At 60.8% G+C, this 12,123-nt stretch carries 11 protein-coding genes, 1 other RNA gene and 1 riboswitch; of the genes, 4 read left to right on the forward strand and 8 right to left on the reverse strand.

Annotation, left to right across the window (positions count from 1 at the left end):
* Positions 1-9: 9 nt before the first annotated feature.
* From LPB072_RS09485 to LPB072_RS09495, 3 genes are all read left to right on the forward strand, one after another.
* Complete coding sequence (locus LPB072_RS09485; protein WP_066094646.1) at positions 10-1,710, forward strand: thiamine pyrophosphate-binding protein; 1,701 nt, start codon at positions 10-12, stop codon at positions 1,708-1,710.
* 137 nt (positions 1,711-1,847) lie between these two features.
* Positions 1,848-2,549 (forward strand): helix-turn-helix transcriptional regulator, encoded by a 702-nt coding sequence (locus LPB072_RS09490; protein WP_066094649.1) that lies wholly within the window; start codon positions 1,848-1,850, stop codon positions 2,547-2,549.
* 71 nt (positions 2,550-2,620) lie between these two features.
* Positions 2,621-3,271, forward strand: coding sequence for a Crp/Fnr family transcriptional regulator (locus LPB072_RS09495; RefSeq protein ID WP_066094652.1), 651 nt, complete (start codon positions 2,621-2,623; stop codon positions 3,269-3,271).
* Here the strand turns inward: LPB072_RS09495 and LPB072_RS09500 are convergent.
* From LPB072_RS09500 to LPB072_RS09515, 4 genes are all read right to left on the reverse strand, one after another.
* On the reverse strand, positions 3,246-5,303 hold the full coding sequence (locus tag LPB072_RS09500) for a S8/S53 family peptidase (protein ID WP_066094655.1): 2,058 nt from the start codon (positions 5,301-5,303) through the stop codon (positions 3,246-3,248). The two genes, LPB072_RS09495 and LPB072_RS09500, sit on opposite strands and share 26 nt — an antisense overlap.
* A gap of 162 nt (positions 5,304-5,465) precedes the next feature.
* Entirely contained in the window at positions 5,466-6,548 is a 1,083-nt protein-coding gene (locus tag LPB072_RS09505; protein WP_066094658.1) for a phosphatase PAP2 family protein, read from the reverse strand.
* A gap of 26 nt (positions 6,549-6,574) precedes the next feature.
* Entirely contained in the window at positions 6,575-8,401 is a 1,827-nt protein-coding gene (locus LPB072_RS09510; RefSeq protein WP_082877102.1) for an adenylate/guanylate cyclase domain-containing protein, read from the reverse strand.
* Positions 8,402-8,565: 164 nt separating this feature from the next.
* Positions 8,566-9,063, reverse strand: a complete 498-nt coding sequence (locus LPB072_RS09515) for an SWIB/MDM2 domain-containing protein (RefSeq protein ID WP_066094664.1) — start codon at positions 9,061-9,063, stop codon at positions 8,566-8,568.
* 258 nt (positions 9,064-9,321) lie between these two features.
* On the opposite strand from LPB072_RS09515, the gene rraA reads away from it, so the two are divergent.
* Positions 9,322-9,831, forward strand: coding sequence for a ribonuclease E activity regulator RraA (gene rraA, locus LPB072_RS09520; RefSeq protein WP_066094667.1), 510 nt, complete (start codon positions 9,322-9,324; stop codon positions 9,829-9,831).
* 29 nt (positions 9,832-9,860) lie between these two features.
* On the opposite strand, the gene LPB072_RS09525 is transcribed toward rraA, so the two are convergent.
* The 4 genes from LPB072_RS09525 to LPB072_RS09535 form a co-directional block, all read right to left on the reverse strand.
* A complete protein-coding gene (locus LPB072_RS09525; protein WP_066094670.1) occupies positions 9,861-10,676 on the reverse strand; it encodes a sulfite exporter TauE/SafE family protein in 816 nt (271 codons plus the stop codon).
* Positions 10,677-10,809: 133 nt separating this feature from the next.
* Positions 10,810-10,989, reverse strand: a non-coding RNA gene (ssrS, locus tag LPB072_RS24240) — 6S RNA.
* Positions 10,990-11,176: 187 nt separating this feature from the next.
* The gene (locus LPB072_RS09530) at positions 11,177-11,560 is read right to left on the reverse strand and encodes a cell division protein ZapA (RefSeq protein ID WP_231943477.1); all 384 of its coding nucleotides are present in this window, start codon (positions 11,558-11,560) and stop codon (positions 11,177-11,179) included.
* Positions 11,557-11,793, reverse strand: a complete 237-nt coding sequence (locus tag LPB072_RS09535; RefSeq protein ID WP_066094673.1) for a DUF904 domain-containing protein — start codon at positions 11,791-11,793, stop codon at positions 11,557-11,559. Before LPB072_RS09535 ends, LPB072_RS09530 begins: the two co-directional genes overlap by 4 nt.
* A gap of 51 nt (positions 11,794-11,844) precedes the next feature.
* Positions 11,845-12,097: riboswitch (cobalamin riboswitch) on the forward strand.
* Positions 12,098-12,123 lie beyond the last annotated feature (26 nt).

A 12,123-nucleotide genomic window follows, 5' to 3' on the forward strand; every position in this document is an offset into this window, starting at 1 on the left:
ATGCCGCTTATGAACACTCCTCGAATTGCAGGCCACTTGTTGGTCGAATGCCTGATCGCCCAGGGCGTCACCCACGCCTTTGGCGTTCCTGGCGAAAGTTATCTCGCCGTGCTTGACGGATTTCATGCCCACGCCGATCGCATCCGCCTGGTGGTGAATCGCCAGGAGGGCGGTGCATCCTTCATGGCAGAAGCCCAGGGCAAGCTCACCGGGCGCCCCGGTATTTGCTTTGTGACCCGTGGCCCCGGTGCCACCAATGCATCCATTGGGCTGCACACCGCGTTTCAAGACAGCACGCCCATGATTCTGTTCGTGGGTGATGTGGCCAGCGATGCGCGTGATCGCGAGGCGTTTCAGGAGGTGGACTTCGCCAGCTTCTTTGGGCCGAGCACCAAGGGCATGGCCAAGCGGGTTGAGCGTATCGATGATCCACGCCGCATTCCCGAATACGTGGCCCGCGCTTTCGCCACTGCCATGAACGGGCGGCCTGGCCCGGTGGTGCTGGTGTTGCCTGAAGACATGTTGACCGAGATGGTTCAGGCCGAGCCGTTGCCCAGGGTCGAAGCCGTGCAGATGGCTCCCGATCCAGAAGCGATGACACGTTTGCACAGGCATCTGCTGAATGCTCAGCGTCCTTTGGTGATTGCCGGTGGAAGTGGCTGGAGCCCACAGGCGGCCATCGATCTGCAGCGGTTTGCCGAGCAATGGCAGTTGCCCGTGGTCAATGCCTTTCGTTTTCAGGATTGCTTCGACAACCACCATGCCCTCTACGCTGGCGACATGGGGCTGGGTATCAATCCGGCGCTGGCTCAGCGCATCAAAGACAGCGATGTGATCCTCGCCGTGGGCCCTCGACTGGGCGAGGCCACCAATGGAGGCTATGTGCTTGTCGAGGCGCCCGTGCCTCTGCAAAAGCTGCTCCACATCCATGTCAGCGCCGAGGAGCTTGGGCGGGTGTATCAGCCGGTGGTTGGTGTCTGCGCTTCGATGGGCGCCGCAACGCGCGCGCTGAAGGCGCTGGAGCCACCTGCGAACGTGCCGTGGGCTGGCTGGGTCAAGGCCTGCCAGGACGATTACCTGGCCAACGTCGATCCGGCCAATGGAGGCGTTGTTTTTCCAGGCAGCATCGACATGCCCGCCTTGATCCACACGTTGCAGAAACACTTGCCGGCCGATGCGGTGCTCACCAATGGTGCCGGCAACTTTGCGAGCTGGCTGCACCGCTTCTACCGCTACACCGGTTGGGCCAGCGGCGCCAAAACCCAGCTAGCCCCCACCAACGGCGCCATGGGTTATGGCGTGCCCGCGGGAGTTGCCGCCTCTATCTTGACTGGCCGCACCGTGCTTACCATCGCAGGCGACGGTGACTTCCTCATGAACGGGCAGGAGCTCGCTACCGCTGTCCAGCATGGCGGCAAGACCATCGTGCTGCTGCTCAACAATGGCACCTACGGCACGATTCGCATGCACCAGGAGCGCGAGTACCCAGCCCATGTGAGTGGTTCTGACCTGAACAACCCCGACTTCTGCCGACTGGCAGAGGCCTATGGTTATGCCGCCGAGCGGCTTACCCGGACCAGCGAATTTGAACCAGCGCTGCAACGCGCCCTGGCGAACCCGAGGGGAACGTTGATCGAGGTGATGCTGGATCCGGAGGTGATCACCACCCGTGGAACGCTGTCGGCCATACGCAACCGGGCCATGTCCTAAACACGAATTTTCCGTATTTCTGCCGGTTTGGGTAATAGATCACAAAACGCCGGTGAAGCAGCACCTTTTGTTTACCTGCCCTCGAACCTACGCTACCTCCTATTCGATCACCTTTCGGTTTTCATCAGGAGACGGCCATGTGGACATCCCAAGACCTCGCATTCAAGACAAGTTTTAACCCAGGTACCAGCACCAGCACCAGCGCCGGGCGCTTTGCCGGCATGGACGCCGGGCTGCTCATGCGCATGATGGACGAGATCGATCACGGCATGCTGGTGATTGACGATCAGTCCCGGCTGCGCCATGCCAATCACCTGGCCCGGCATGCCCTGGCCACCTCACGGTTTATCGTTTGCCACGGCCAGACTCTGATGGGCAGCTCGGTCGAGTTCACCCAGCAAATTGACCATGCGCTGAAGCACGCCCTCAAGGGTCACCGCCAGTTGGTGGCGCTCAAGGAACCCGAGTGCGAACTCACGCTCGCCTTCGTGCCGCTAAGCCACGCGCTGGAAACCGATACCCCTTCGGTGCTTGTTTTGCTGTCACGCCAGAATGCCTGTGAAAACCTGGCGGTTCGGATGTATGCCAGAACCCACCAGCTCAGCCCCAGCGAAGAGCAGGTTCTGATCTCGCTGTGCAAGGGCAACACGATTCCTGAGATCGCGGAATCCCACCATGTCGCGCCATCCACTGTTCGCACACAGGTCAAGGCGCTGCGCAACAAAACGGGCTGCCACAGCATCCGCATGCTCATGCTGCGCGTGAACAGTTTGCCTCCCATGGTCTCTGCTCTGCGAGCCATTGTTCCAATGGAGCACAATGACATGGCTCTTGTTTGATTTGAGGGTGCTCTGCTTTTTTCGCGCCGCCTTGCTCGGCGCTGGTTGGTGGGAGCGCCCCGCCAACTGCCATGCCTGCCCGACTTCTGCCGAACCCTGACGCCTCTTCAACCCATATCGCAGCACTTGGCCGCCTGGGTGTCCAGCGCCGCTACCGTCGCGGCGCTCTCTTGATTCAGGAGGGCGACACGGGGGATTCCATCTACATCGTTCTGGAAGGCCGCTTGAGGGCCTTTTTGGGTGACGAAAGCGGCAAAGAGCTCACTCTCGGTGTCTACGGGCCGCTGGAGTATGTGGGCGAAATGTCGCTTGATGGCGGGCCCCGTTCGGCCCATGTGGAGGCCGTTGAGACGTCGCTTTGCGCTGTTGTGTCGCGCGAAATTTTGCAGCGGTATATCGCCGAGCATCCTGATTTTGCGTTTGAAATCATGGGTCGATTGATTCGGCGTGCTCGGCTGGCAACCGAGAGCGCGCGCAGCGTGGCGTTGATCGATGTGTATGGCCGCTTGGTGCTTTTGCTCAATGCGACAACCGACCCTGACGCAGACCCGAACAGCCAACGCAGGTTGTTGCAGCGCATGACCCATCAACAGATCTCGCAACACCTCGCCTGTTCGCGCGAGATGGTCAGCCGGCTTTTGAAAGACCTTGAAACCGGCGGCTTCATCGAAGTGCGCGACCGCTGGATCTGGTTGCTCAAGCCCTTGCCGGCCCGCTGGTAGCGCTGCCTGCGGTAGATGAACCGCCCCCTGGCAGGGTCCTTTGATTGATGATGTCCCTCGCTTGCTGCGGAGAAGACGAACTCGTGCCCGCCAGCCGCGCCATGCTGCCGCTCAAGCTGGCCGCGCCCAGAACGCCCCACAACGCCGGGTTGTCGTCACTGGGTTGCAGGGTATCGGGCACCTTTTTCACGCCAGGGCGCTGCGGGCGTGTCGCGTCTGGATCCGGTTTTTGTGGTGAGTAACGCGCAAAACGGTTCCACGCATCGGCTTGGCGGCGCGTGCCGCCCACACTCACGGTGCGTTGTCCGGTGGACAGGCTGTTGAAGGTGCCGCTGCGGCGAATGGGTGTGGGGTTGTTCGCATGGTCGGTGAAAGAGCCCAGGTTGCCGCTGGTGTCGTAACGGGCATCTTCGAAATACGACTGCCGCGCGCCGGTGTGCTGGCCCAGTGCCACGTCGTCGCGTTCGATGTAAGCGTCAAACGTCACATGCTCATTGCCCTCGTTGCGCAACCTGACCTCCCAGACACCAAAGGGTGCTGTGGCCACATGTTTTTCAAGACCGAACGTGGGCGCCAGGGCGATCAATGCGCAGGTACCGTTGGCGCCAAGGGCCGAACGTTGCGGATAAATGAGCGCACACAGGGGATGCCTTGCCTGGCTATTCGAGTTTCCTTTCCAGATGCCAGCCTGCCCAGGTCTCAGTGCAGGCAGCGGCGCACTTGCGCCCGGAGGGGTCAGTTCGATGGTCACCTGGTCTGCGCCATCGGGCAGCCATATCTCGAGAAAACTCTGCGTGTGGTCGTCGGGCAGCACGCGCCAGTGCAATGGGCAGCTGGTGCCCGGAGCGAGTGTGTCGTTGGCGTGGGTGCGGCTCTGGTAGCCGTTGCCAGCCGGCACGGTGATTTGCAGTTGCTTACCCAGCAGTTCGATCAATTGATCCATAGCCGCCTCCAGAATGGAGCTGCCATCGTGCGGACCGGCAAGCGTGCCCCAGCTGATGTTGATCACCACCTCGGCAGAGGGTGCGCAGCGTGACACGATGTACATCAGACCGTCGAGCACGCTCACGTTCATTGCGCCGCCAGACGTGTCCTGAATATTCGACCAGTCCAGCTGCACGGCCACCAGATCGCAACGGCTGGCAGCGTCGTCCACTGGCATATGGGGAATGCCGGAGCCGGCAGCCAGGCTCATGACATGGGTGCCGTGGTTGACGGGGCGGGCAAGGTCCCACAGCTGGAAATGCCGGTATAACGCTGCTTCGTCCAGTGAGCCCCCTGATGGCGTGAAGCGGGCCATGGCGCTTCGAATGTTTGAGGCCGTGAGTTCGTGGCCATAGCCCATGTCGGCAGGTGTCGGGCCGGCGCGCTGTGGGTCCAGGGGTGTATCGCCGCTGCCATGGGTGTTCTGATTGGGCCATGGGCCTTGGTAGCAACTGTCCTGCCGCCAGAAATGCTGAACCCTGCTTGGGCCGCGCGGATTCAGAAATGCCTGGTTGACCAGCGCCAGCCCGCCATCGATCAAGCCGATGACCGGACCCTTCAGCCCTTTTTCTCGACGGCTTGTTTTTGCTGGCCGGGGCCCTTTAAGGGGCGCGGCGTTCGCATGCGCAACCGTGCAGGGATCGTGCAGCGCATGGGTATGTGGCCCAACAGGCAGGCCCAGTTCGTAACGCACGACCAAAGCGCGAAGCACCGGTTGCTGCCGCAACGCCTCGAAAAAATGGGCACTCACCCTGGCGCTGCAATAACGCAGCCCGGGCAGGTTCAGGTAGGCACGGGGGATTTGCAGCCAATGGTGGCTGGATGCCCTGACCAGTTCCGCCACGTCCGCGCCAGGGGCAATTTCGATCACGATGGGCAGCCACTTCAACGGGTCGCTGCCATGGTGATGGCCATAACCTGCAAAAGCATCAGCCTCGGCCCAGACCAGATAGGGGTCTTGGCCATCAATCTCGCCCGGCCGGTTCCAGCGCGTGCCCGTGAAGCTGCCCGTGGGCAGCGGCTTCCAGCGCAGACCGTTGCCGTTCATTGGTTGGCCCCCGCGCTTGTCACTGCGTGAAAGGCGCGGCCCATAGAGGGACCCCGAGCACCTTGGAGCGGTCCGGCGGTGAGCTTTTGCCCCCATGCTCCGCCGCTTTGCGCGTCGTGGCCCCCGAGGGGGCCAGGGCACCTTGGAGCGGTCCGGCGGTGCTCATGCCCATTCCTTGACGGCTTCTTTCCACAGCCAGGCCACCAGCGGCGCCTGACCGATCGATGTGGGACGCGCTTCGCGGGAGTAGCCGTGGCCGTGTTCAAGCGACTGGTGCAGGCTGAAATCCAGTGGTGCGCCGCCCGCGTGTTCGTACTGGCGACCATCAAAACCGCGTTCGTGTACCTTGCCCCCTGTGGCCCGTGCCACAACGAATTCGGCCAGCGCCGTGCCCAGCAGTCGCCCGACCGCGCTGTCTACCGGGTAGTGCAGCCCGGCCACGGTGCGGTTCACAGCGATTCGGGCGGCAAGGCGCTGCAATTGTTCACGGCTGTCTGCACCGTTGTGACTGCCGGGAGGCGAGGCCGCGTCCAGCAGTGTTTCGATCAAGGTGGCCGTCAGAAAGGCTTCGGTGGCATGACCGCTGGGCCAGCTGCCGTGGCCTGGTGAGGGAATCATGGGCTGGATCTGCGGTGAAAATGCCTCAGCCCGCGGAACGGCAAAAATGTGTTTGAAACGCATCTCTACGTGAACGGCCAGACCAAAGGCGAGATCCAGCAGTTGCAGCGTCTTTTTGTGGCGGTGTTCGTGCAGCCCGATCACCGAAGCCCAGAAAGGCAGTGGGAATGGCAGTTGGGCCAAAATTTCGCTCGCGCGGTCGGGTCGCAGATCGGCGTAGGCCGCCACCAGATCGAGCTGTTTCTCGAACTGGGCTTTGCGCGGTGCACGCAGCGTGACCAGCGGTTTGCGCTGCAAGGTGGCCGCCTGAAGGTTGGCGTATTCCAGCTTCGCCTGTTTGGCCGTGTTGTTCGTTTTAAACAGCAGTCCCTCAATCAGTTCGGTGAAACACGCTGTGACCCTTGGGCCATCGGCCCACAGAGCCAAATTGGCGGGGTCGTCAAATGCGGGCTCCCTGACGTGCAGCGAGGGGCCAGTGTAGGGCCCGACAAGTGCTGCTCGATTGAGAAGCAGGGCGCCAGCACCCACGTTTTCATTGGCCCCAAAACCACCACTGAAGCCGCCGCTGAATCCACCACTGAATCCACCACTGAAGCCACCACTGAAGCCACCACTGTTTGCGCTCATTTGTTCTTCCTCTTGTTGATATTGATTTACCTCAGCCCCAGTGCGGATAGTGCATGGGCTACCTTTTGCCTTGTCGGACTGACACCCCCTGTTTCGAGGTACGCAGCCAATGTCAGGCTTGGTTGAAGGCGCATCAGGGTTTGAAACGTGTCTTGCGCGTCCTCAACTTGTCCCAACTCATACTGAGCGGCGACCAGGGTGCGTATTGTCGGAAGGTGGTATCGGTTCTTCTGGAGAGACGATTGACACAGTTTGGCCGTTTTTTCATACTCACCGACCACCAGGTAGCTTGTCGCCAACATCATTTCGAAATAGTAGCGTTGCGGATCAAGTGGGGAGAGGTTCAGCGCGTTTTCGGCTTCCGTCACTGAATCATGCGGACGTCCCCACATGGCAGACCATACGCACGAATAGAGCCACGCCATCGGATCATTTGGATTGCTTTGGGTTGCCTCCTGCAGCAACTGGCGTGAGCCATCGACATCGCTGCCCAGATGGCACAGTGCGTGGCCTTTGATGGCCATGGCCAGTGCGCTGTTGGGCTCCATGTCGAGTGCCCGGTCAGCGATGCTGATGGCCCGACGAAAAGCGTTGGCCGGATCACTGGACAGGCCTTGTACCACTTGAATGATGTGCCACTTGGCCAGCCAGGCCCAGGGCGCGGCCACGCGTTTGTGGCGCTCCGCCACGGCTTCGAGCAGTTGCTGGCTGCGTTGCAGGTCGCGTGGTGTGGAGCGGTGCATGAGTGTGATGCCCCCGAGCATGAGCGCATTGCTGTCAAGCTTGGGCAGCGGCTGCACCAGCGTGCGCTGCACCTCGGCATTGAGCATGGCGTGGGCGCAGGCCGAGCTCAGTTTGTTGATGAGCTCGCTCTCCACCTGCATCAGGTCCATGGTGTCGCCACTCAGCCGGTCGGCCCACACCACTTCTCCGCGCCGTGTGTCGGCCAGCTCGGCAGTGATCATCACTTTGTCGCCTAAAGCCGCGTAGCCACCGCTGAGAACGAAGGGCGCATCGAGCTTGTCGTTGATTTCTCCAGAGGTGGCACCCCGGCCGCGAAAAGCGGTGGTGCTCATGCGTGAAATCACACGGACGTTCTGGCTGCGCGCGAGCTGGGCGATCACGCCATCGGCAATGAGCTCTCCGATCACAAAATGCTCTGGCGAAGGCGTGCGCGCTTCGAACGGAATCACAGCGATCGAGGGTCTGAAATCGGTGGCAGGGGCTTCGCGCCGCTCGGGTCGCCAATTGAAGGCTGTCGTGCTGACGGGTTGTATGCGCCAGGTGCGCACAGGCTCGGGCCAATGCTTGAGATAGCTCTCGCCCATGTCTTCAACGTCACCATCGATGCCATCAACCATGGCATCGCGCACGGCTGAGGTGACCACGGTTTCGCCGGGCTCAGCCAGCGAGGCAATACGGGCAGCCAGGTTGACGCCATGGCCGTACACATCTTGTTCATCGCGGTAGAGGTGGGTGACGTGAAGGCCGGCGCGAAGGTGCATCTGGCTCTCGGCTTCAGCGGTGGCGTTGAAACGGTCGAAGTAGCGCTGCAGCTTGAGCGTGGCCTGAATTGCCTGGGAACAGACTTCAAACTCGGCGAGCATGCCATCGCCGAGGCTCTTGACCAGGCGACCACCGTGGGCAGGCAGCACCTGGGTGAGTGCGTGTTGCACAAAGTTGTGCCATTGGCCGACCACGGCGGTTTCATTGACAGACATGAGGCGCACGGACTCCACCAGGTCGACAACCAGCACCACCCTGTTGGATTGCAAAGGTGGCAACAAAGAATCGAGAGAAGTCGATTCAGACTCTCCGGGGATCATCGTAGGGGTGGGAGCGGAGCGTGTCATACCTTCTTTGGGGGATGGATTTTGTCAGTTTCTCACATTTGAATGCCAAAGTAGGCTTGGTTCGCGTACGCGGATCAGCGCGTTTTGATGCCTTGAGGGGCAAAAAAAAGCCCGGCGACTGGCCGGGCTCTATGCGCTGGCGGCACTGGGCCGCGCGTCGGGGATCACTTCAGGTGTTCGTTGATCATCTTGGTCATTTCGAACATCGACGCTTGCGCCTTCTTGAAGATTTCCTTCAATTTGGCATCGGCATTGATCATGCGACGGTTCAGCTCATCTTGCAGCTTGTGCTTCTTGATGTACACCCAGACCTGCTTGGTCACTTCGGTGCGTGGCAGCGGTTTTGAACCAACGATGGCGGCCAAAGCGGCGCTTGGCGTCATGGCCTTCATGAAAGCAGCGTTGGGGGTGCGCTTCTTGGCAGGAGCTGCTTTTTTCGCAGCTGCCTTTTTGGCAGGGGCTGCCTTTTTGGCTGGAGCGGCCTTCTTGGCAGGCGCTGCTTTTTTCGCAGGAGCTGCTTTTTTGGCTGGAGCGGCCTTCTTGGCAGGAGCTGCCTTTTTGGCTGGAGCGGCTTTCTTCACAGGCGCGGCGGCTTTCTTAGCGGGAGCTGCTTTTTTGGCCGGAGCGGCCTTCTTCGCAGGAGCTTTTTTTGCAGTTGCCATGGTTGGATATCCTTCTAGAAGTGGAATGAATCACCAACGGAAAACGCGCTTTCTCGCTGGTGTTTTGGATGCTAATTGAGTTGAGGTCCCAAACCAAGCGCCATGCTCAGGTTTTTTGCGGGTTTGCGGCCTATGAGCAGCTTTTCTGGGTGTAGAAAACAACACTTCGCTCATGAATGCGCGAAAGCGCACTGTCAGAGGCACATCACATCATTTCCCTTTGCTGTATTTTGTTTGTTTCATTCCGGAAAGCCTGCCATGCCAATCACATCTTTTGTCCCCACTTGCGATCTTTGCGATACCCATAAAACCGATGACTCTGGTGCCTTTCGGGTGTTGCCTCCAGTGTTTCGCGATTTTGGTGCCGTCCGCCGTTTTGGCGGCGAAGTGGTGACCGTGAAATGCTTTGAGGACAACAGTCTGGTAAGGGCCGCTGTGGGTAGCGAAGGGCTGGGGCGGGTGCTGGTTGTTGATGGCGGTGCATCCCTTCGCCGCGCCTTGCTCGGAGGTAATCTCGGCGCGGCGGCGGCGAGCAACGGTTGGGCCGGCGTGGTGATCGACGGTTGTGTGCGCGATGTGGCTGAGCTGCACGCCTGCGAAGTGGGCATCCGTGCCTTGGCCTGTATTCCGCTGCCGACCGAAAAACGCGGTGAGGGCCAGGCAGGGGTGGCGGTTCAGATTCAGGGGGTCTGGGTTCGCCCCGGGGACTGGCTGTATGCCGACGAAGACGGCATCGTGGTTTCGGCCAAACCGCTGCACGGCGGCTGATGCACGCAGTCCACTTCGCTGCCCGCTGATCAGGCGCTGAGGCCCTTGTAGAGCATGTAGGCGGCGAGGCCGTAGAGGATGGTGGCAAACACGCGCTTGAGCGACGCCACTGGCAGAGCGTGTGCCGCCTTCACGCCCATGGGCGCCATCAAAACACTGGCGATGGCGATCACCAGCAGGGCCGGCAGGTACACGTAGCCCATAGACCCGGCGGGCAAGTTGGCCGCGCCTTGACCCGACACCACGTAGCCCACCGCATTGGCCAGGGCGATCGGAAAGCCCAGACCAGCGCTGGTGGCCACGGCATTGTGAATGGCCACGTTGCACCGGGTCATGAAGGGCACGCTGACGAAACCGCCGCCGGCGCCCACCAGACCCGAAAGGAATCCGATCGCGCTGCCGGCGCCAAGCAAGCCGGCAGGGCCGGGCAGCGTGCGCGCTGCATGCGGTTTTTTGTTAAGCAGCATTTGCGTGGCCGAAAAGGCCACAAAAGCGGAGAACAGCAGCGCGAGCCATGATCCTTTGAGCAGCGCAAACACGCCGAGGCTGGCGAGGGCTGCGCCTATCACGATGCCAGGGGCCAGCAGTTTGACGATGTCCCAGCGAACTGCGCCGCGTTTGTGATGGGCGCGCACGCTGGAGACGGAAGTAAAGATGATAGTGGCCATGGAAGTGGCGATCGCCATCTTCACGGCGAGATCAGGCGAAACACCGCGCCCGCTGAGAATGACCGTGATGAACGGCACCATGATCATGCCCCCGCCAATACCCAGCAAACCGGCAAGGAACCCGGTGCACAGGCCAAGTGCGGCCAACTCGACGATCAGTAGCGGCTCAAGAATCATGAGGGGAGGTGGTCGAGCGCAAGTGCCTGGTTCAGGGTAGCCGTGGAACCGGCTTCGCCGGGCCACAGGCTGCGTCCCCCATCCCGCAGGAGAGGGGGGAAGACGCGAAGCGGCGCAGGGGGGTGGTCAGAATAAGGTGTCTACAGTGCCACCGGACCGTCATCCTGAACCGGGGGTTCAGGTGGGCTAGGTCAGCCTGACGTCGGGTTCATCTGACGCGAGATGCTCACACCAATCAGGAAATGTTCCAGGCCCGTGCTCAATGAGCATTGGTTCAAGGAAATATAAAGCCCGGCATGCGCTGTAGACACTGTGGATTGTAGGCCCCAAATGAGGTGGTGACGAGATGAATTGGGCTTACTTGACTGTGTTGCTTTGCGTTTGCCGACGCAGCTCAACGATCGACGGCTAGCGCCTCTTCGCTGGAGAGGGCATGTCTGACGCCATCGCGCCCCTGCCCCGGGCCGGGGTGCAACTTTTGTGAGGCTTTTTGCCCCGCCTCAAATCAGTTGTCCGTCACTGCCCAGCGTTTGGTCGAGACGGCGAATGAGCTCTTCGGCGCGGTTCTGCGCGGCCGGATCGTTCACGCTGGCCTGTACGGCTGCACCCATGTCGCCCAGTGGAGCGGGCTCGCTGTTGGCAAACGATGTTTGCGCGAGCAACTCCGACTCCCTTTGCGAGAGTTCGAATGCCAGATTGAGTGAGGCCAGCACGGCAATGCGATCGCGCGCTTTGACCTTGCCTGCATCGCGGATACGGCACATGGCTGTATCCACTTTGCCCACTGCGTCGAGCAGGGCCGTTTCACCACCAGGCGGGCAAGCCAGCAAGTAGCTCTGGCCCATGATCTGCACTTCAATCTGTTTGATCGCCGATTTGTTCATTCCGTGCCTTCCTGGCCCGCTGAGGGCGCGCTGTCGGTATTGGGCAAACGGTCGAGCAGGGCGTCAATGCGGGCACGCGCTGCATTCAGGCGCGACTTGAGCGAATCGCGTTCGACCTGAAGGGATTGCACCTGATCCAGCAAAAGCGCATTGGTGCGCTGCAGTTCCTCGTGGCGCAGCAGCAAGCGCTCGACGCGCTCGGATATCTGGTCAAAGGGGGTGGGTTCAGCCATGGTGTCGGGGAAGTTGTTGAGCCATTGTAGGGTTCCTGAAAGTTCCTGGGTCTTACAATGCCTCATGTTGGTGCTCGCGGTGTGGTTCACACACCGCAGTTCAACGGGAAGCAGGAGGGACAAGTTCACACAGAACCGACCTAACCTGCGCTGCCCCCGCAACGGTAAGCAGACGAACTGTGTGCCATTTTTTTGGTGCCGTGTTCCGCTTTCATTTCTCAACCACTGGGTGTCGCAAGGCGCCTGGGAAGGTGATGAAGGTCGCTCTGCCAGCCCGGATACCGGCCAACAAGGCGGTGGTGCGTTCGTCAGAGCGCATCACCATAACGC

It is taken from the genome of Hydrogenophaga crassostreae, assembly GCF_001761385.1.
Lineage (GTDB): Bacteria > Pseudomonadota > Gammaproteobacteria > Burkholderiales > Burkholderiaceae_C > Hydrogenophaga > Hydrogenophaga crassostreae.